General features: G+C 26.8%; 19 protein-coding genes. 17 read left to right on the top strand and 2 right to left on the bottom strand.

Annotated elements, in window-relative coordinates; genetic code table 11:
- Positions 1–2 precede the first annotated feature (2 nt).
- From ABNK64_RS02885 to rfbD, 11 genes are all read left to right on the top strand, one after another.
- Positions 3–758: a lipopolysaccharide core heptose(II) kinase RfaY gene (locus ABNK64_RS02885; protein WP_349763403.1), complete on the top strand. Its 756-nt coding sequence runs from the start codon at positions 3–5 to the stop codon at positions 756–758.
- Positions 755–1975, top strand: coding sequence for an O-antigen ligase family protein (locus tag ABNK64_RS02890; RefSeq protein ID WP_349763404.1), 1221 nt, complete (start codon positions 755–757; stop codon positions 1973–1975). Before ABNK64_RS02885 ends, ABNK64_RS02890 begins: the two co-directional genes overlap by 4 nt.
- The gene (locus tag ABNK64_RS02895; protein WP_349763405.1) at positions 1953–3152 is read left to right on the top strand and encodes a glycosyltransferase; all 1200 of its coding nucleotides are present in this window, start codon (positions 1953–1955) and stop codon (positions 3150–3152) included. The genes ABNK64_RS02890 and ABNK64_RS02895 overlap by 23 nt, the downstream gene beginning before the upstream one ends.
- Positions 3153–3169: 17 nt before the next feature.
- Complete coding sequence (locus ABNK64_RS02900) at positions 3170–4216, top strand: glycosyltransferase family 2 protein (RefSeq protein ID WP_349763406.1); 1047 nt, start codon at positions 3170–3172, stop codon at positions 4214–4216.
- Positions 4217–4225: 9 nt separating this feature from the next.
- The gene (locus tag ABNK64_RS02905; RefSeq protein WP_349763407.1) at positions 4226–5212 is read left to right on the top strand and encodes a glycosyltransferase family 52; all 987 of its coding nucleotides are present in this window, start codon (positions 4226–4228) and stop codon (positions 5210–5212) included.
- Positions 5213–5231: 19 nt separating this feature from the next.
- On the top strand, positions 5232–6098 hold the full coding sequence (gene rfbA / locus ABNK64_RS02910; protein WP_349763408.1) for a glucose-1-phosphate thymidylyltransferase RfbA: 867 nt from the start codon (positions 5232–5234) through the stop codon (positions 6096–6098).
- Between the two features lie 236 nt (positions 6099–6334).
- On the top strand, positions 6335–7711 hold the full coding sequence (locus ABNK64_RS02915) for an AAA family ATPase (RefSeq protein ID WP_349763409.1): 1377 nt from the start codon (positions 6335–6337) through the stop codon (positions 7709–7711).
- Positions 7712–7716: 5 nt separating this feature from the next.
- Entirely contained in the window at positions 7717–8427 is a 711-nt protein-coding gene (locus ABNK64_RS02920) for a hypothetical protein (protein WP_349763410.1), read from the top strand.
- Between the two features lie 219 nt (positions 8428–8646).
- The gene (locus ABNK64_RS02925) at positions 8647–9726 is read left to right on the top strand and encodes an AAA family ATPase (protein ID WP_349763411.1); all 1080 of its coding nucleotides are present in this window, start codon (positions 8647–8649) and stop codon (positions 9724–9726) included.
- Positions 9713–10273, top strand: coding sequence for a DUF6661 family protein (locus tag ABNK64_RS02930; protein ID WP_349763412.1), 561 nt, complete (start codon positions 9713–9715; stop codon positions 10271–10273). The genes ABNK64_RS02925 and ABNK64_RS02930 overlap by 14 nt, the downstream gene beginning before the upstream one ends.
- A 23-nt stretch (positions 10274–10296) precedes the next feature.
- Entirely contained in the window at positions 10297–11706 is a 1410-nt protein-coding gene (gene rfbD, locus ABNK64_RS02935; protein WP_349763413.1) for a dTDP-4-dehydrorhamnose reductase, read from the top strand.
- On the opposite strand, the gene ABNK64_RS02940 is transcribed toward rfbD, so the two are convergent.
- Both ABNK64_RS02940 and ABNK64_RS02945 read right to left on the bottom strand, forming a co-directional pair.
- On the bottom strand, positions 11694–13364 hold the full coding sequence (locus ABNK64_RS02940; protein WP_349763414.1) for a BCCT family transporter: 1671 nt from the start codon (positions 13362–13364) through the stop codon (positions 11694–11696). The two genes, rfbD and ABNK64_RS02940, sit on opposite strands and share 13 nt — an antisense overlap.
- Positions 13365–13687: 323 nt before the next feature.
- Positions 13688–14746: an acyltransferase family protein gene (locus ABNK64_RS02945; protein ID WP_291255779.1), complete on the bottom strand. Its 1059-nt coding sequence runs from the start codon at positions 14744–14746 to the stop codon at positions 13688–13690.
- A gap of 151 nt (positions 14747–14897) precedes the next feature.
- Between ABNK64_RS02945 and ABNK64_RS02950 the strand changes: the two genes are divergently transcribed.
- Genes ABNK64_RS02950 through ABNK64_RS02975 form a run of 6 tightly spaced genes read left to right on the top strand, consistent with a single transcriptional unit; the run spans position 14898 to position 20537 of the window.
- Positions 14898–15692: a TIGR00282 family metallophosphoesterase gene (locus ABNK64_RS02950; RefSeq protein ID WP_291255780.1), complete on the top strand. Its 795-nt coding sequence runs from the start codon at positions 14898–14900 to the stop codon at positions 15690–15692.
- Positions 15693–15702: 10 nt separating this feature from the next.
- Entirely contained in the window at positions 15703–16632 is a 930-nt protein-coding gene (prmA, locus tag ABNK64_RS02955; RefSeq protein WP_291255781.1) for a 50S ribosomal protein L11 methyltransferase, read from the top strand.
- Between the two features lie 12 nt (positions 16633–16644).
- Entirely contained in the window at positions 16645–17307 is a 663-nt protein-coding gene (gene cmk, locus ABNK64_RS02960) for a (d)CMP kinase (protein ID WP_349763415.1), read from the top strand.
- Position 17308: 1 nt separating this feature from the next.
- Positions 17309–18535 (top strand): 3-deoxy-D-manno-octulosonic acid transferase, encoded by a 1227-nt coding sequence (locus tag ABNK64_RS02965; protein ID WP_349763416.1) that lies wholly within the window; start codon positions 17309–17311, stop codon positions 18533–18535.
- A gap of 10 nt (positions 18536–18545) precedes the next feature.
- Positions 18546–19241 (top strand): tRNA (guanosine(46)-N7)-methyltransferase TrmB, encoded by a 696-nt coding sequence (gene trmB / locus ABNK64_RS02970; RefSeq protein ID WP_300343632.1) that lies wholly within the window; start codon positions 18546–18548, stop codon positions 19239–19241.
- Positions 19242–19256: 15 nt separating this feature from the next.
- On the top strand, positions 19257–20537 hold the full coding sequence (locus ABNK64_RS02975) for an adenylosuccinate synthase (RefSeq protein WP_291255785.1): 1281 nt from the start codon (positions 19257–19259) through the stop codon (positions 20535–20537).
- Positions 20538–20604: the final 67 nt, after the last annotated feature.

The raw sequence follows: 20604 nt of genomic DNA on the forward strand, positions 1-20604 counted from the left end.
TTATGAAAATAAAAGAGGTAGAATATAAAGAGTGGAAACTCTACTATTCAGAAAAAGATAGAGTTTCAATGGAAAGAATCGGAAAAAATATAGTGGATAAAAATTTTGAAGTTATTCAAACTTTAAAGGATACTAAAAGAAATTATGTAGCTATAATAAAGATAAACAATATAAAATATATTTTAAAAGAATTACGTTCAGAAATAATTATTCCTCAAAGAAAAATTCAAACGTTAGTAAAAAAAGGTGAAGCACTAACTACATTAATAAATGGATTAGAAGCTATAGATGAAGGCTTAATAGAATTGGTTAAACCATTGATAGCATTAGTAAAAAGAGGGAAAATGATTGAAAAGAGCTTTATTCTTATGGAATACATTGAAGGTAAAATTTTAAAAAATACTAAAGATATTATTGAAGTAATTGAAGTAACTAAAAAATTTCATAATTTAGGAAGATATCATGGGGATCTTAATACTTCTAATTTTTTAAGAACAGAAACTGGTTTGAGAATAGTAGATACTCAAATGAAAAAAGAAAAAAAATTATGGTTTAAAAGATCAAATGATATTTTAATACTAAAAGAAGATTTATTAGTATTAGAATTAAAAACAGAAATAGATGAGTATTATCCAGAAATAAAGGAGAAACGAGGATATTTATTAGCCAAATTTTTTAGAAAAATAAAAAAGTTAAAATTAGTAGAATGTATTAGAGAGAAAAAAAAGCAATTAAGAAAAAAAGGGTGGAAAATATGATTAATATAAATAGAGAAAAATATTTAAAATTAGAAGAGATAGTATTATATTTATTTGGAATAAGTTTTTTTACAAATTTTGACATAGCTAAAGGATTATTGTATCTTATGCTACTATTTCTTATGATAGATATTTTTTATTTTAAAGAAAAATTAGATTGTGGTAATGAAAAATTAAAAAAATTTATATTATTTTTAGTATTGGGTGGAACAATTTGGAATTTTTGTGCAGATTTTAATTATAAAGCAGCAAGAGCCTATTTTAAGATAAATAGATATTTTATTTTAGTATTTTATCTATATTCTTTAGTAAAGTATAAAAAAGAAATTTTAAGAAATTTTTTAATTTCTCTGTTAGTAAGTTATGGAATATTATTTATTCAAGGAATTAATTTCTACATAACTCACAGATCATTGAGTTATTATAGGTTAGATGTTTTTGAAGGAGTTATGGATGTAGCTCTTTTAGTTCCAGCTGTAGGAGCTTTTTCTATAGGTCAAATTATCGAAAATAAAAATTATAAATATAAAGCTATAAGCACATTAGTATTGTGTGGTACAATATTTTTATTGATGCTAACTCAAACAAGAGCAGCATTGTTAGCGATTATAATTGCTATTATTGGAATGATTGTGATTTCTAAAAACTTAAAGATAATTTTAATAACTATGCTAGGAGGAGTATTAATTTTATTTTGTTTTTTACAAATGCCACAAGCTAGAAGATTTAAAGAAAATACATTTAATGTAAAAGTAACTACTGACAATATGTCAAATGGATTGAGAGTTGAAATGTGGAAAAATGCAATATGGAGATTTAAACAGCGTCCAATTATGGGAAGTGGAACAAAACAAGGATATGATTTATTTGCAGAGTATGTAAAAAATATGCCTGAGGAGACAGAAACACAAAAAATATATAAAGAAACATTTGAAAATGGTTTTGATGATGCACATAGTATGTATTTAAATTTAATGACTGATAGTGGAATATTTAGTTTTGTTCAATTTAGTTTTATTTTATTAATCTTACCATATATATTATTAAAAAATAAAAACTATCAGTATAGATTATCTTTGCTAGGTAGCTTAATAGTATTTGCTACATATGGTTTAGTTTGGCCACTATGGAGACATAGTTGGAATCCTATGTTATTATGGTTATTAATTTCGTTAATTTTAGTAGGAGTTATTTATGAAGAAACAAATAGCAAGTGATAAAAAAATAAAAATAATTTTTTTGACAAGTGGAATTGGATTGGGTGGAGTTGAAAGAGTATTATTAGAATATATAAAAAAAATAAATTTGAATAAATTTGATATAAAAATAGCATTTCATAGTGAGAAGGATAAATATTTTGAAGAAGAAATTCCAAAAGAAATAAAATATAAATATATGCAATCTTTAAAGATAGAACAAAAAATAGTAGAGCTTAAAAATAAAAATATAATTAAAAGAAAATTGTTAAGAGAAATTTATAAAAAATATAATAGATATTTAATGAAAAAAAATTATTATTCTTTTTCAAAAGACAGAGATATAATAATTGATTTTAAAGATGGAAAATATTTTAAATATTTAAAAAAACTTTCAAAAAAGAAAAAAATTTGTTGGATCCATGGTAATATTGAAGATATTTATAATTTAAAAAAAGAAAAAAATATAGTTGAAAAAAATTTTCAAAAAATGCAGAAAATAGTTTGTATTTGTAATGAGATGTCAAAAGAATTAAAGAATATATTTCCAAAAATAAATGAAAGAAATATTGAAACAATATATAATCCATTTGATATTAAAAATATAAAAATGAAATCAAATATAGAAAAGGAAAAATTGACAGAAGAATATATTTTAATGGTTTCAAGGTTAGATAGTAAACAAAAGGACTTTTTAACATTAATAAAAGCATATAAATATTATACAACTTTAACAAAAGATCCAGTAAAATTATTTATTTTAGGAGAAGGGAAAGATAGAAATATTATTGAAAATGAAATAAAATTTAGGAAATTAGATGAAAAGATAACTTTATTAGGGGCAGATAAAAATCCGTATCCTTGGATAAAAAAGGCAAAAATTTTAGTTCATTCTTCTAATTACGAGGGACTTCCTACTGTATTAATAGAAGGATTGATATTAGGAAAAATAATAGTATCGAGTGATTGTAAAACAGGACCAAGAGAAATTTTAATGGATGGAAAGTATGGTTTATTATTCCCAGTAGGAGATTATTTAACACTTGGAACTATGTTAGAAGATCTCTTGTCAAAAAATTTGGAAAAATATAAAGAAATAGAAAAAAATATTTTAGAAAAAGAGAGTATAGAAAGATTTTCAGATGAGGTGATAATAAAAAAAGTTGAAAATATGTTAGAACAGGTTTATTTAGATTGATATTTAAGGAGAAAATTATGGATATAAGTGTGATAATTCCAGTTTATAATGTTGAGAAATACATAAGGAAATGTTTAGAAAGTATACTGAAACAAACATTTTTAAATATTGAAATTTTAGTTATAAATGATGGAACTAAAGACAATTCGATAAAAATTGTAAAAGAGTATATGGATGATAAAAGAATAAAAGTAATAGAAAAAGAAAATGGTGGATTATCTAGTGCAAGAAATGTAGGAATAAAAGAAGCTAAAGGGAAATATATTTATTTTATAGATAGCGACGATTGGGCAGAGGAAGATATTTTAGAAATATTATATAAAGATAATAAAGAAGAAGATATTATATTTACCAACTATATTTACTATAATGATATAACAGGAAAAGAAAGAAAAAAAACATATAAATTCCCAGATAAATTAACAACAAAAGAAGGAAAATATTTTTTTTATAATGATGCTGAAGTATTAGTATGGAATAGATTATATAAAAGAGAGTTTTTAATAAAAAATGAATTGTTTTTTAAAGAAGGAATTATCCACGAAGATGAAGAGTTTTCATTTAAAACTTTAATGTTGGCAGATAAAGTAAAATATGTGGAAAGTTATAGGTTTTATTATAGAACTTCAAGAGAAGGAAGTATAACATATAAACCAAATTATCCTAGAATAATTACTTCTCTGGAGAAAATAGAAAAAAGTTTTTTTGAATTTTCTTTTAATAATAGATTAGATAAATTTACAAAAATGCGATCATTATTAAGAAAAAATATAATAGGATATAGAAAAAAAAGATATGAAAGAATTATAGTCCCTAAGGAAGAGTTCAGAGAAATTGAAAATTTATTCAAACAATTTTTAATTGAGAACTCTTTAACTAAAATTGAAAGAAAAGTTATAATTAAAGATATACAAAAGTTGTTATTATCTAAAAATTTAGTTTCTATAAATTTTTTTGATAAATTTTATTGGATAAATGGTATTTATTCCTTTAGAGTTATAAAAAGATTAATAAAAAGACAAATAAATTATAAATTAAAAAATAAAATAGACTGGGAAGGATAAAAAATTGTTGTGAAAATATTTTATGTTGATACAGTGTATAGCTTGTTTTTAGGTCTATTATTAGATGGAGATACAGCTAATAATTTATATATTTTTGATATGAGTATTTCAAAAAATATAGTGGAAAAGTTCAGAAATACTTATCAATTTTCAAAAATAGAATATAAAACTAAATATGGAAAATATTGGAAGCATTATAAGCAAAATAAAGAATTTGATGAAATATTAAAAAAAATAAAACATATAGATGAAATTTATTTACAGGATCATTTAAGTCATTCTCAATACTTATTTAATAATTATAATTATCCGATGATTTTATTAGAGGATGGAACTCTAAATTATGATATTAAAATATTAGAAGAGGAATTAAATAAGAAAGAAAAATTAAAAATAAATAGTTTTTTTAGAAGGGTTTGTATTGAAAAAATTCCTCAAAAATATAAGAGATTTGGTTTATCAGACAAAATAAAAAAAATCTATTTGACGGGAACTTTATTCATTCCAGAAGTAATAAAAGATAAAGTAGAAATAATAGATATAGAAACAAAATGGAATTTACTTTCAATAGAAAAAAAGAAAGAAATTTTAGATATCTTTGATATAAATTTAGAAAAGCTAGAAAATTTAAAAAATGAAAAAGAAAAAATACTATTAATAACTCAGCCTTTGTCAGAAGATAATATTATATCAGAAGAGGAAAAAATAGATATATATAGTAATCTTTTAAAAGGAAGAGATATAAAGAAAATATATATTAAACCACATCCAAGAGAGAAAACAGATTATACTAAGGCATTCCAGAATATTGAAGTAGTAATAATAGAAAAAGAATTTCCAATAGAGATATTTATGTTGTTAAATATGGAATTTAAAAAAGTAATAACTCTTTTTTCAACAGCAGCATTAAATTTTAAAAATAAATATGTTGTAGAATTTATAGGAACTAAAGACTATAAAGCATTATATGATAAATTTGGAGATATAAAAATATAGTAAGAAAGGAAAATAAAGTATGAAAGGGATAATATTATCAGGGGGAAGAGGAACAAGACTATATCCATTAACTAAAACAATATCAAAACAGTTATTACCTGTGTATAATAAACCAATGATATATTATTCACTTTCTGTTTTAATGTTGGCAGGGATACAAGATATTTTATTTATTTCTGATAAAGAGAATCAAAAACTATATAGAGAGCTATTAGGAGATGGTCACAATCTAGGGTTAAATTTAACTTATAAAATACAAGAAGAGCCACAAGGAATAGGAGAAGCTTTTATATTAGGAGAAGAATTTTTAGAAAAAGATAGTTGTATGCTCATATTGGGAGATAATATTTTTTATGGGAATGGATTTACTGGGAAGCTAAAAAATAGTTTGTCATTAGAGAGTGGTGCAATGATTTTTCCTATTTACAGTAAAAAGCCAGAAAATTTTGGTGTAATAGAGTTTGAAGGAGATAGAATCATATCTTTAGAAGAGAAACCAGAGATACCAAAATCCAATTATATTGTACCTGGATTATATGTACTTGATAATAGTGTTGTAGAAAAAGCAAAATCTATAGAGAAGTCAGCTAGAGGAGAATTAGAAATAGTATCCATTTTAAATCAATATCTAAAAGAGAATAAACTTTTTTCTAATGACTTAGGAAGAGGAATGGTATGGTTAGATGCAGGAACTTTTGATGGACTTTTAGAAGCTAGTAATTTTATACAAACTATTGAGAAGCAACAGGGAATATTGATAGGGAGCATAGAAGAGATTGCATATAGGAATGGTTGGATAGATAAGGAGAAGTTGTTGAAGTTATCAGAGCCACTATTAAAAATTGATTATGGAAAATATTTAGTTGAATTAGCAAATGAAAAATAAACAAATATTTTAGAAATTTATTCAAATTTAAGGAGGATTTATTAAAAAATAGAAAATTTAAAAAATGAAAAGAAAGGTTTTGAGATTATATATAATAATATGGATAAAATTATTAAAATAGTTAGAGTTATATTACTAGTATTATCAAATTTTATAAAAATATAAATTTTGAATTATATTGTGGGATATCAAATAGAACATTTAGAGATATAGAAATAAAGAAAGTGAGTGATAGTATGAAAATAATATTTGAAAATTTAGGTCCTGTAGAAAAAGGAGAGATAGAACTCAATAAATTAAATATTTTTTGTGGAAAAAATAATGAAGGAAAAACTTATATAAATTATTTGATATATACTATTCTTACTACAATTAATAGCTTAAGTTTTAAAAGAAGCAAAGACTTTATAAAAGAATTCCCAAAAGAAAAAAAAGAAATTAAAATAAGTTTGGAAGAGGTTCTATTCAAAGAAAATTATTTAAAAGAAATATTGTTAAACATAGAAGAAAAAATAATAGAAAGATTACCTATAGTTTTTTCAGTATCAAAAGATTTTTTTAAAGATTTTAAAATAAAATTTGAATATGAATCAATAAAACTAAATAGAAAAGCTTATACTAAAAAATTTTTTTTAGTAGGAAATCATTATGGGATAATTGAAAAAGATGAAGTTAATATTAAAGTAAGATTTGATGAAGAGTTCAAAAATGAAATTGGAGAAATTTTTGATTTAGATTTTGATATTCTTGGAAATCAATCAAGTGAAATAGAGGAAATTAATAGGATTATTACAGATTATATAATAGTAATAATTTTTAATTTAAAAAGAGTATATTCATTTCCGGCAGAAAGAAGTGGACTTGCAATTTTTTATAATGAATTGCTAATAAGAAGAAATAATATTTTAGATTCATTTATTAGAGAGAATAGAGATGAAAAAATTTTAAAAGAAATAGTTTCAAGATATCCGAAGCCAATTAATGACTATATAAATTTTTTAAATCAAATACCAAAAATGATGGAAAGAAGAATAAAACAAGATAATAAAGTCGTTCAATTGGCTAAGAGTATAGAAAAAGATCTTCTTTATGGGGAATATAAGGTTAAAGATCATAAAAAAATCATATACACAACAAAAGATGGAAAAGAATTAGAACTGTATACTAGTTCATCATTAGTAAAGACAGTAATTGGAATAATAAATTATTTAAAATATTATGCTGTTAAAGGAGATTATTTTTTAATTGATGAACCAGAATTAAATTTACATCCAGAAAATCAAAGAAAAATAGCAAGAATTTTTGCAAGGATGATAAATTATGGTATAAATATAGTAATGACTACTCATAGTCCATATATAATTAATGAATTGAATAACTTAATTATGTTAAATAAGGTATCTGATATTGATAAAGAAAGAATTATGAATAATAATGGAATAGTAAAAAATAGTATTATAAAAGCAAAAGATATTTCAGCGTATTTAGTAAATAATCATAAGATAGAAGAGATGAATAAAGGAGAATATGGACTAGAGGTTGAGAGTTTTAATGAAACAATAGATAATTTAAATAATCTAAGTGATGATATTTATTCATCGATTGAGGATTGATAATTATGGAGTTGTTAGAATATTTAGACAGCTGGTTATCAGAAAAGATAAAAATAAAAGAAAATAAAGGAAAAATAGATAGCTATACAATAATTAATATAATTGAATCTGATGATGGAGCAGAATTAAAGGAACTTCCAATTTTATATAAAAATGATGAGTATAGAGTATTAGCTTTTACTTTAGATGAAAATAACTTAAATGGATCACTGAACATATTACCTATATATACAAGGACACTCCATAATTCAAGTGATGCAATACTTTTTGTACAAGAAAAAAATGATAATGAAAATTTATATATATTCTATATTGAATTAAAATCCGAATATGTAGAAGGAATATTAAAAAAACATATTTTTATGAAAGCTTTAAATATGGAGATTTTGAAATTATTTTATTTTAGAAGTAGATTAAGTGATAATAAAGAAGAATCTAAGTTAGAATTTCCTAGAAATATATATGAGGGTATGATCATTTTTAAAAGTTGTTCTTCTTCTCAAGAAATGAAAGGAAGAAAAATAAATTATCAAAATTATGAAACTAAAAAATTTAAAGGAGAATTTATAAATAAAGCTAAAAAATCAATTATTAAAATAAATGTTAAAGATGGAAAACCTAAAAATAGAAAAATATATCTTAAGAGCTTTATAAATAGTTCGGAATTAGAAAAAAGTAGAGTTGATTATTATGAGTGTTTTGATAAGAAACTTTAAAGAAAAATATTTCATAAAAAGTAAAATATATAGAAAAATATATTATTATATAAATATGCAAAAGATATAGCTAATTTTACTTAGATAGTATTTTCACTAAATCTTAAAGCTTAATAGTTGAAGTAAAAAAATTTCCTAATCTATATGGTTTAGGAGATTTTTTTATTTTGTGTTATAATATAGAAAATTAAATTGGACTTAAAGAGAGGAGTGAATCAAATGAAAATATTATCTTTAAAATTAAAGGAATTTATGCTTTTTGAAGATATAGAATTTGATTGGTCATCAAATATTAATATAATTTGTGGAGAAAATAGTACAGGGAAGACATCGTTACTAAAAATTATGTATGCTGGGATGAAACCTCTTTCAAATCTTCAAGGAGAAATAGGAAAAGAAAAAATATCTGAAGGAATTTTAAAAAAGCTTCAAGGTGTATTTAGACCTGAAGATATGAAAATTGGAAGATTAGTTAGTAGAAAGCAGGGAAGTAATACTGCTGATATAGAGATAATATACTCTAACGGAAAGAGAAATTCTAAAAATGAGAAATTAAATATATCATTTGGAAATAGAAAAGAAAAACATTTGAATTTAGAAATAAATTTAAAGGAGAAAATAGATAAATTTGATCCAATATATTTACCACCAAAAGAGATGATATCAGCTACAGAACATTTTCAAACGTTATATGAAGAATATCATTTAGATTTTGAAGAGACTTATTATGATTTGACAAAATTATTAGATAGACCTTTAAAAAAAGGGGCAAATACTACAGAGCAAGCTAGTGTTTTAAAAAATTTTGAAGGAATAATAAATGGGAATATAATTCAGAAAGATAGAAAATTTTATTTAAAAGTTAAGGGTAAGGGCGAATTTGAGATGGGATTAGTTTCTGAAGGATACAGAAAATTGGCTACAATTTTGTATCTTATTTCAAGTGGAAGTTTAAATAAAAATTCAATTTTATTTTGGGATGAACCAGAAACAAATATGAATCCTAAAATGGCAAAAGCAATAGTTGATGCAATAGTGGAATTAGCAAAAATGGGAGTACAAGTCTTTATTACAACACATGATTATTTTATACAACAAACTTTCAATTTATTAGCTTCATATTCAAATATTAATAAAAACAATTTAGATATAAGATTTATTTCATTATATAGTGATGAAAATAATAAGATAAAAGCAGAGATAGCTAGTGAGACTTCTAATTTGACACACAATTCTATATTACAAGAATTTGATGAATTTTATAGAAGGGAGCAAGACTTAATATATGGAGATGAATGAAGGAAAGTTAAAGTTTATTTTTGAAGAAAAATATCAAATAATAAAATTTGATGAAGATCCTTTTTATCGAAGATACTATTCTAAACTTCCTAGAGGAAAAGGAGTTGACTTTTTAGCTAGTGATGATAAAAATATAATTTTCTTAGAAGTCAAAGATTGCTATGGTTATGAAAAAGACAATATTAAAAGAACAATTAATAATAACCCTCAATTAGAATCTTTTGATGTAGAGATATCTAAAAAAGTAGAGAGTACATTGTCTTGCATATTAGGAGCAAAAACTAGAAAAAACAATTGTGAAGTAGCAGAAAATTTAGCAAATTTTTATAATAAAATGGAATTTGACAAAATAGAAAGAGACGAGAAAGAAATATGGGTTATTCTTTTTTTAGAAGGTGAGTTTCAAGCAAAATCAAGAACAAAAAAGATGATAATGAAAAGTATTCAAGATAGTTTAAAAGATAAATTATCTTGGTTAGAATGTAAAGTGTCAGTATTTGATATAGAGTCAAATAGAAAAAAATTTTTTGAAGTAGAACGTTTGTGAGCGAAATTAAGTGAGATATTAATATGGATAAATTTATAGTAGAAAATATAAATATTGAGGGAATAAAGGTAGTAAGACCTAGAGTATTTGAAGATAATAGGGGATTCTTTTTAGAGGTATACAATAAAAAGGAGTTAAAAAAAAGGGGGATAATAGCCGAATTTGTTCAAGATAATCATTCAAAATCTAAAAAAGGTGTCTTGAGAGGATTACATTTTCAAACTAAGCATTCACAAGGAAAATTAATAAGGGTAGTAAAAGGGAAGATTTATGATGTTGTTGTGGATATTAGAAAGAACAGTAAAACTTATGGAAAGTATTTTGGTATAGAGTTAAGTGATGAGAATAGAGTAATGTTGTACATTCCTAAAGGTTTTGCTCATGGATTCTTAACATTAGAAGATAATACAGAGATTGAGTATAAATGTGATGAGTTTTATTATCCAGAATACGATAGCGGGATAATGTATAATGATAGAGATTTAAGTATAGATTGGAAATTAGAAGAGTATGGAATAGAAGAGGTAATACTATCAGAAAAAGATAAAAAACATCAATCATTCAAAGAGTATACTGAAAGTTATCAAGGAGATTATATTTTGTTAACAGGAGCAAATGGGCAACTAGGACAGGATTTTCAAAAGTTATTTGATAGATTGGGAATTAGATATGTAGCTACTGATTACAGTGAGTTGGATATAACTGATAGAGAAAAGGTAAAAAAATTTATAGAGGAGAATAATTTTACCATTGTTATAAATTGTGCTGCTTACAACAATGTAGATAGAGCAGAAGAGGAAGTAGGAATGTGTTATGAATTAAATGCCTATGCTCCTAAGAATTTAGCTGAAATTTGTAAAGAGAGAGGTATAATCTTTGTTACCTATTCTACAGATTTTGTATTTGATGGAGAAAAGGAGATACCATACACAGAGAAGGATACTCCAAATCCGTTGTCAGTTTATTCTAAGGCTAAATTAGAGGGAGAAAAGTATACTTTGGAATATGAAAAGAGTTTTTTAATTAGAACTTCTTGGGTTTTTGGGATGGGAAATAATAATTTTTGTAAGCAAGTTATAAATTGGTCAAAAGATAGAGACATTTTAAAAATTGTAGATGATCAGATTTCAAGTCCGACATATTCAAAAGATTTAGCAGAGTTTTCTTGGGAGTTGATGCAAACTGATAAGTATGGATTATATCATTTTTCCAACAGTGGTGAAGCTTCTAAGTATGATCAGGCAAAATACATTCTAAAAAAAATAGGTTGGCAAGGAAGGATAGAAAGGGCAAAAACAAGTGATTTTCCTTTGCCAGCCAAAAGAGCAAAATATTCAAAGTTAGATAGTAGCAAGATAGAAAAAATAGTAAATAAAAAAATCCCTCATTGGAAAGAGGGAGTTGATAGATTCTTAGAAGACTATTTTAAATAGTCTTCACTAGAAGAATCGTTGTTAGAAGGAAGTTGGGTTGTAACAATATCGAAGATAAGAGATTCTTCACGATATTCCTTCAGTTTATGTAGGTCTGTTTTAAGTCCTAGATACAAGCTATACATCATAATTAAAAGAATTATAGTAAAAGGTAGACCAGATAGTATAACACCTGTTTGTAGGGCATTTAAAGCTTCATTACCACCACTTACAAGAAGTGATACAGCAATAGCTCCCTCTGTTAGAGCCCAGAATATTCTTTGAGGAATAGGTGACTCCAATTTTCCACCAGATGTAAGATTATCAACAACTAATGAACCTGAGTCAGATGATGTTACAAAGAATGATATAACAAGGAATGTTCCAATAATAGAGACGATAGTTTTAACTACGTTTGGAATATCCATACTTTGTATCATAGCAAATAGTGCCGTAGATGTATCACTTTTTACCATTTCTAGTAGTTCACCACCTGTAATCATATTTTGATAGAATGCAGTAGCTCCAAAAGTTGAGAACCAGATAAAACTCAATAGAACAGGAATGATTAAGATTGCAAAGATAAACTCTCTAATTGTTCTTCCTTTTGAAACTCTAGCAATAAACATACCAACAAATGGAGACCAAGATATCCACCAAGTCCAATAGAATATTGTCCACGATCCTTGCCAACTATTTCCATTCTCACTAAAAAAGCTAAGCTCAAAGAAATGATTTAGATAGTAACCAATACTATTTCCAAAGCTTCTAAAGATAAATAGAGTAGGTCCAAGAAATAGCATAACAATTAAAAATATACCAGCTATTTTTATATTTAATTCTGAAAGTATTTTTACACCTTTTCCAACTCCAGATACAACAGATAGTGTAGCTACTAAAGTTATTAAAGTTATAATAATAACTTGAACAGTAGTGTTTTGTGGAATGTTGAAAAGATAGTTAAGTCCAGAGTTAATCTGTTGTGCTCCATAACCTAATGATGTAGCTAGTCCAAAAAGGCAAGATACAACAGCAGTAATATCAATAATGTCTCCTATCTTACCGAAAACTCTATCTTTTAATACAGGGTAGAAGACAGATCTTAGAGATAGTGGTAATCCCCTGTTGTACGTAAAGAAAGCAAGTGCTAAAGATATTAAACTATATATTCCCCAAGGGTGTAATCCCCAATGTAGGAATGAAGTAGCAAGAGCTTGTGTCTGAGACGTAGAGTTTGTATGTGGTAATATTGTATTGGCATGGAATAATGGTTCAGCCACTCCAAAGAAGACAAGACCTATTCCCATACCAGCACTGATTAACATTGAATACCAAGCAAAATTTGAAAACTCTGGTTTTGCTTTAGGTCCACCTAGTCTAATCTCACCAAATTTACTTACCATTAAGAAAATTGGAAAAAGCAGAAAAATATTGGCAGAGAGAACAAAAAACCAGTTTAAATTTCCAGTTATTTTTTCTTGTAACCCCATTAAAAACATATTTGTAGCTTTTGGATTTAGAAGAGTTATTCCAATGAATATGAGCATTAATAATGCTGATACAACTGAAACACTCGGATGTAAATCAAAACCGAATTTATTAAAATTTCGTTCATGTAATTTTTTTGTCTTATGTTTGAGTTTATTAATCTCAAAAATAGGTTTTTTAATTTTTTTCATATATACCTCCTAAAAATATTAAATAAAAAACACCCTAGCTCCACTATCTAAAATTAGATAATAGAGTTAGAGTGCTTAAGTTTCACCATTAAATGATTCACTTTATACCATTCTTTGAATAGTATAATTCATTGCCATTTAGACCCTGAATAAACCCCAGTTCTATAGATATTTTTCAACTAAAATTTCCTCATCAAAGAAAAGTTTGAATCCTTGCTACTAAAGCATCAAGAATCTCACAATTCAAGTACTATTAAAGTTTACTTCACAATATTATTTCTTATATTATACCATAAAAAACAGATAAATGCAAATTTTTATAGTTAACCTCCTATGATTAAACGACTATTTTTCTTAAAAATTAACTTTATGACTTTTGTAAAAATCATAGATGTAGTACAGATAAAAGCTGTAAATAAAATTAAACCTAAATAACTAAAATTAAGAGTGATACTATATTTTTCTAAGAAGTATCTAGTTATTAAAATAGCATAGTTGTGTACAAAAAATATAGGGAAACTATAGTCTGCAAGGAGAGAAAGAGTTTTCTCTAAAAAACCTATATGCCAATCTTGTAACTTATAGAAAAATCCTATAAAAAATAGGCAGACAATAATTTTTTGTACTCCCATAAAATCAATACCATTATATGAGAACATATTTATTTTATGCATGTTCATAAATCTATTTGTATACACTTGAAATAGTCCAATAATAATCCATACAAGAAAAAGAAGAGTATTATATTTTTTTAAATACGGAAGTAAAATCTCCTTTTTTTGTGACGTGTATATTCCTAGACAATAGGCAGGAGTAAAGTATAGTAAAGCCTGAAAAACATTGATGTGTAAATTATGTGCAGGTCTGTGTATGAGCATTCCAATGAATAATCCTAGTATAATAATAAAAATTTGCCCCTTTTTTAATTCAATATATCTTATAAAAAGTGGTGAAGATATAAAGAGAACAAAGGCAAAAGGAATATACCAAGTGGAATCTAAAAGAGCTCCAGAGAGATACATAAGTATAAGTCTTATGATATCTTGAAACTGTATATGCCCATTGGTTAACGTTTCGGGAAATCTAATAAAAATAATTGGAGTAATTATAATTAAATATGGAAGAAAAACATTTTTAAACTTATTTTTCATAAATTTTTTAAAGTTAAATCCTCTTGAATAAAAAATATGATGAAATAAAAAACCAGAAATAAAGACAAAAAGTGATGTTCCACCAGTTGTCATAGTAAAAAATAATTTCCTAAAGAATGGATTTTCTACAGGATTACTTAGATTAAAAAAATTAGTGATATAGAACGAATGTCCTAAAACAATTAAAAATATAGCAAAACCTCTAAAATAATTTAAAAAATTTAGATACATAAATTCTCCTTTTAAAATAGTATATTATTAAGTATAATAACATTTTTTTGTTGAAAATTCATAATAAATTTAATTTACATATGACTTTACATAAAAAATTTAACATGATATAATTTAATGTAAAAGCCTATTGATAGAAAGAGGGAAATTGATGAGAATTTTAGTAGTGGGAGATATAGTTGGTAGCCCAGGAAGAGAGACATTAAAAACTTTTTTAGAGAAAAAAGGAAAAGAGTATGATTTTGTAATTGTTAATGGAGAGAATGCAGCTGCAGGATTTGGTCTTACAGCCAAAATAGCTGATCAACTACAAGAATGGGGTTGTCATGTAATTACAAGTGGAAATCATATCTGGGACAAGAGGGAACTATATGAGTATTTAGATAGAAGTGATAGAGTGCTAAGACCAGCGAACTATCCTGATGAAAATACACCAGGTAAAGGATATACAATAGTTAAGGACAGAAAAGGGAATAAGATAGGTGTGGTATCTATTCAGGGAAGAGTTTTTATGACTCCAATAGATTGTCCATTTAAAAAGGTAAGAGAGATAATAAACGAGATTAGAAAAGAGACAAAGTTTATAATAGTTGATTTTCATGCTGAGGCAACTTCAGAAAAAATAGCTATGGGTTGGCATTTAGATGGATATGCTTCAGTTGTATATGGAACACATACACACATACAGACTGCTGATGAGAAGATATTACCAGAAGGGACAGGTTATATAACTGATATAGGAATGACAGGTTCAGAAAATGGGGTAATAGGAATGAAAGTACAATCTGTTTTACCAAAATTTTTAAATGCATTACCTCAAAGATTTGAGATAGCTGAGGGAAATGAGAGACTTTGTGGAATAGATATAGAGCTGGATGAAGAGACAGGAGAATGTAAAAAAATAGAGAGAATAAGTAAAACTCTTATGGAAATATCATATTTATAAGGAGAGATGAATGAAAGTAGTAGAGATAAAAGTTATATACGAAAGTGATGATATAGATAGAGCCACTAAAGAGATTTCAGATGTATTTTACGGATTTGGAGTTACAGGGCTAAAGATAGAAGAGCCTATGAAAAGTAAGAATCCATTAGATTTTTATAAGAATGAGAAAGAGTTTTTAATGGTAGATCATGCTATTTCTGCTTACTTTCCATTAAATCCATATGCAGAAAAGAGAAAAAATGCGATATTAGCAACATTTGAAGAGAAGTTTGCTGAAAGAGATGACATAGTTTATACTGTGGATTTTTATGAATATGATGAAGAGGATTACCAAAATAGTTGGAAAAAATATCTATTTCCAGAGAAGGTAAGTGAAAAATTTGTAGTGAAGCCAACTTGGAGAGAGTATACTCCAGAAGCTGACGAGTTAATAATAGAGTTAGATCCAGGGAGAGCATTTGGAACAGGTTCTCATCCAACTACATCTCTTTGCTTAAAGTTAATGGAAGAAAATATTAAAACAGGAGATAGTGTTATAGATGTTGGAACAGGATCAGGAATACTTATGATCGCTGCTGATAGATTGGGAGCAAGTGAGGTATATGGTACTGATATAGATGAGTTGGCAGTGGAGTCAGCTAAAGAAAACCTTGAATTGAATAGGATAGGAGAGGATAAAGCTAAGGTCTACAAAGGGGATTTAATCTCAGTAGTAGAAGATAAGAAATTTGATGTTGTAGTGGCAAATATTTTAGCTGATGTTCTATTAATACTATTACATGATATATCAAAAGTTGTAAAAGAGAGTGGAAAAATTATATTCTCTGGTATTATAGAGGATAAATGTGACCTTGTTAAAAGAGAGGTAGAAGCTCTAGGATTTACAGTGGAAGAGATAAAAGCAGATAAAGAGTGGAGAGCTATGTTAATCAGAGCATAATAAGGGGGAGTTATGAAAGAGTTTATAGTAACAGTAGATGGTCCTGCTGGAAGTGGAAAGAGTACAATAGCTAAGATAATAGCTAAAAAGTATGGATTTACATATTTAGATACTGGAGCTATGTATAGAATGATAGCCCTTTATGCATTGGAAAACAGTATTGATTTAGAAGATGGATCTCAAGTTGAAGCTATGCTAGCAAATACAAAATTGGATATTGTAGGAAATCAATTTTTTCTAAATGGGAAAGATGTTTCAGAGGAGATAAGAACACCTAGAGTGAGTGGTGTTGTTTCTCCAGTAGCTGCAATAAGAGAGGTTAGAGTAAAGCTTGTAGAGCTACAAAGAGAGATAAGCAAGGGAAAAAGGATAATCTTAGATGGAAGAGATATTGGTACAGTAGTATTCCCAAATGGAGATGTAAAAATCTTCTTAGTAGCTTCACCAGAAGAGAGAGCTAAGAGAAGATTAAGGGAGTATGAGGAGAAAGGGGTAGAGGCTGATTATGAATCAGTACTATCTTCAATCAAAGAGAGAGATCATATAGATTCTACAAGAAAAGAGAGTCCACTATTAAAAGCAGAAGATGCTCATGAAATAGATAGTAGTACAATGAATATAGATGAAGTAGTTGAAGCTATTTCTAAGTATATAGATGAAAAAATAGGAGAGTAAGATGTTCTATCAGATTTTAAGAATATTGTTACAACCATTTATCTATCTATTAATCCTATTGAATGGGAAAAAGGGGCAGTTTTTAAAAAAAAGATTAAAACAGGACTTTTCAAATTTAAAATCTGGTGAGTATATTTGGGTACACTGTTCCTCTGTAGGTGAGATAAACTTATCAGAAACCTTGATAAAAAAGCTATTGGAAACAAGAAATGAGAGGGTGTTGTTGACTCTATTTACAGATACTGGAATAGGAGTAGCAAAGGATAAGTTTGGAAAAAATGAGAGAGTTGATATATACTATTTTCCATTAGATGATAAGAGGGTCTTAAAGAGTATTCTAAAAAAAATAAAACTAAATTTATTAATTTTGGTAGAGACAGAGATTTGGCCGAATTTGATCAATCAATGTGGGAAACTATCTAAAGTTATAGTTGTAAATGGAAGAATATCAGATAGAAGCTTTAAAAGATATAAAAAGTTATCTGGGTATTTAAAAACTATATTTTTAAATATAGACAGGTTTTTTATGCAAACAGAACAGGATAGTTTGAGAATAGTTGAGATAGGAGCAGAGGCTGAAAGAGTAGAAACTTTAGGAAATTTAAAGTTTGATATCTCTTTTCAAAAATATGATGAGATAGAAAAGGAACAGTTGAGAGAACTTTTGAATATAGATAAGAGAAGGGTATTCACAGCTGGAAGTAGTAGAACAGGTGAGTATGAAGTACTATTAGATACATTTAAGTCTATGAAAGATACACTCCTAATTCTAGTCCCAAGACATATAGAGAGAACTCCTCAAATAGAAAAGATTCTGGGAGAGTATGGATTTTCATATAGTAAATATAGTGAGATTGAAAAGGGAAATACTCTAAAAAGTGATGTAATAATTGTAGATAAGATAGGAGTATTGAGAAAAATATACTCAATAAGTGATATAGCATTTGTGGGAGGAACATTGGTAAATATTGGAGGGCATAGTTTGTTAGAGCCACTATTTTATGGAAAGACACCAATATTTGGACCATATCTTCAAAATGTAAAAGAGATATCTAAGGAGATTTTAGAATTAAATTTAGGTTATAAAGTAAGTAACAGTAATGAATTTTTAGAAGCTATAGAAAAAATTGAACTACATCAGAAAGATTCTCAAGAAAAGATAGAGGAGTTATTTCATAAGAACAGTAAAATAGCAGATAAAATTATAGAAAAAATAGAAAAATTGTAATGGAGGCCAGATGGAAGAGTTAAGAGAGAACTTGTGGAGTCATTTTTTTAAGAGTCCAAGAAAGAACTATAATCAATATATGTTCAAATTGTTGGATTATCCAGAACACATTATTTATGATAAGAAAATAATGGACTCGTATAAGGGAAAATGGAATGAATTTTTTAAAAATGATAATCCAATATATTTAGAGATAGGTTCTGGAAGTGGAAACTTTGCACAGGGAATGGCAAAAAAATTTCCTGAGAGAAATCATATAGGACTTGAATTAAGATTCAAAAGACTTGTACTTTCAGCGAATAAAGTAAAGAGAGATGGATCGACAAATGCTCTTTTCTTAAGAAGAAGAGGGGAAGAGATACTTGAATTTGTAGCAGAAAATGAGATAGATGGAATCTATGTAAACTTTCCAGATCCTTGGGAAGAGAATGAGAAAAATAGAGTGGTACAGGAGAGTTTCTTTAAAACTCTAGATGTGATATTGAAAAAAGGTGGTATGTTTTACTTTAAAACTGACCACGATAAATACTATCAAGATGTAATTGATTTAGCTAATAGTTTAGATGGTTATAAGGTAGTGTATCACACTTCTGATCTACATAATAGTGAAAAAGTAGCAGATAATATAAAGACAGAGTTTGAACAACTGTTTTTATGTAAACACAACAAAAATATAAATTATATTGAAATAGAAAAAATAAAATAAGCTTAGGAGGTAACAATGGCTGGATACGTAGTAGTAGGAACTCAGTGGGGAGATGAAGGAAAGGGAAAGATTATAGATGTATTGGCAGATAGAGCTGATTATGTTGTAAGATTTCAAGGTGGAAATAATGCTGGACATACTGTAGTTGTAAATGGAGAGAAATTTATACTACATCTATTACCGTCTGGGATGTTACATGGAAATGGAAAGTGTATAATAGGGCCAGGGGTTGTTGTTGATCCTAAAGTTTTATTAAAAGAGTTAGATACTTTAGCAGAGAAAGGTGCTAAGATAGATCACCTATTCATAAGTGATAGAGCACATATAATTATGCCATATCATGTAAGAATAGATGAGTTAAATGAGGAAGCTAGTGGTTCAAATAAAATAGGAACTACAAAAAGAGGAATAGGACCTTGCTACTCAGATAAGATAAACAGAGTTGGAATTAGAGCAGTAGATTTCTTAAATATGGATATTTTTGCTGAAAAATTAAAAAGATTTTTAGAGGCTAAAAATGAGATTATAACTAAGATATATGGAGCAGAGCCACTATCTTATGAGCAAATTTTGGCTGATTACACAGGTTATGCAGATAGATTAAGACATAGAATAATTGATTCAATACCTGAAATAAACAGAGCTTTAGATGAGGATAAATTAGTATTGTTTGAGGGAGCTCAAGCTATGATGTTAGATATAAACTATGGAACTTATCCATATGTTACATCTTCATCACCTACAACAGGAGGAGTAACAACAGGAGCTGGAGTTTCTCCTAGAAAAATAACTAAGGGAATTGGAGTTATGAAAGCTTATACAACAAGAGTTGGAGAGGGACCTTTTGTAACTGAATTAAATGATGATTTAGGAGAGAAATTAAGACAGATCGGTGGAGAGTATGGAGCTACAACAGGAAGACCAAGAAGATGTGGTTGGCTAGACTTAGTAGTAGGAAAATATGCTGTGGATATCAATGGACTTACAGATATAGTAATTACTAAGATAGATGTATTGAGTGGATTGGATACATTAAAAATATGTGTAGCTTATGAGATAGATGGAAAGAGATATGACTATGTTCCAGCTTCAACTGAGATATTATATAGAGCAAAACCTATATATGAAGAGTTACCAGGATGGAAAGAGGATATATCTCAAATGAAAACTTATGAAGAGTTACCAGAAAACTGTAAAAAATATATAAAGAGAATGGAAGAGATCTTAAGATGTCCAATATCTGTTGTTTCAGTAGGACCAGATAGAAGTCAAAATATCCATATAAGAGAGATTTAATAATATTTTTGGAGAGAGGAATACACATATCCTCTCTTTTTTTATCTAAAAAAAAATGATATAATAA

It is taken from the genome of Fusobacterium sp. SYSU M8D902 (assembly GCF_040199715.1).
Lineage (GTDB): Bacteria > Fusobacteriota > Fusobacteriia > Fusobacteriales > Fusobacteriaceae > Fusobacterium_A.

Bases quoted from the DNA above. Each gene is read 5' to 3' on its own strand.
- cmk (WP_349763415.1), top strand. From the start codon at position 16,645: ATGAAAGAGTTTATAGTAACAGTAGATGGTCCTGCTGGAAGTGGAAAG.
- ABNK64_RS02895 (WP_349763405.1), top strand. From the start codon at position 1,953: ATGAAGAAACAAATAGCAAGTGATAAAAAAATAAAAATAATTTTTTTG.
- ABNK64_RS02930 (WP_349763412.1), top strand. From the start codon at position 9,713: ATGGAGATGAATGAAGGAAAGTTAAAGTTTATTTTTGAAGAAAAATAT.
- trmB (WP_300343632.1), top strand. From the start codon at position 18,546: ATGGAAGAGTTAAGAGAGAACTTGTGGAGTCATTTTTTTAAGAGTCCA.
- ABNK64_RS02945 (WP_291255779.1), bottom strand. From the start codon at position 14,746: ATGTATCTAAATTTTTTAAATTATTTTAGAGGTTTTGCTATATTTTTA.
- rfbA (WP_349763408.1), top strand. From the start codon at position 5,232: ATGAAAGGGATAATATTATCAGGGGGAAGAGGAACAAGACTATATCCA.
- ABNK64_RS02925 (WP_349763411.1), top strand. From the start codon at position 8,647: ATGAAAATATTATCTTTAAAATTAAAGGAATTTATGCTTTTTGAAGAT.
- ABNK64_RS02965 (WP_349763416.1), top strand. From the start codon at position 17,309: ATGTTCTATCAGATTTTAAGAATATTGTTACAACCATTTATCTATCTA.
- ABNK64_RS02920 (WP_349763410.1), top strand. From the start codon at position 7,717: ATGGAGTTGTTAGAATATTTAGACAGCTGGTTATCAGAAAAGATAAAA.
- prmA (WP_291255781.1), top strand. From the start codon at position 15,703: ATGAAAGTAGTAGAGATAAAAGTTATATACGAAAGTGATGATATAGAT.
- ABNK64_RS02915 (WP_349763409.1), top strand. From the start codon at position 6,335: ATGAAAATAATATTTGAAAATTTAGGTCCTGTAGAAAAAGGAGAGATA.
- ABNK64_RS02950 (WP_291255780.1), top strand. From the start codon at position 14,898: ATGAGAATTTTAGTAGTGGGAGATATAGTTGGTAGCCCAGGAAGAGAG.
- ABNK64_RS02975 (WP_291255785.1), top strand. From the start codon at position 19,257: ATGGCTGGATACGTAGTAGTAGGAACTCAGTGGGGAGATGAAGGAAAG.
- ABNK64_RS02890 (WP_349763404.1), top strand. From the start codon at position 755: ATGATTAATATAAATAGAGAAAAATATTTAAAATTAGAAGAGATAGTA.
- ABNK64_RS02885 (WP_349763403.1), top strand. From the start codon at position 3: ATGAAAATAAAAGAGGTAGAATATAAAGAGTGGAAACTCTACTATTCA.
- ABNK64_RS02900 (WP_349763406.1), top strand. From the start codon at position 3,170: ATGGATATAAGTGTGATAATTCCAGTTTATAATGTTGAGAAATACATA.
- rfbD (WP_349763413.1), top strand. From the start codon at position 10,297: ATGGATAAATTTATAGTAGAAAATATAAATATTGAGGGAATAAAGGTA.
- ABNK64_RS02940 (WP_349763414.1), bottom strand. From the start codon at position 13,364: ATGAAAAAAATTAAAAAACCTATTTTTGAGATTAATAAACTCAAACAT.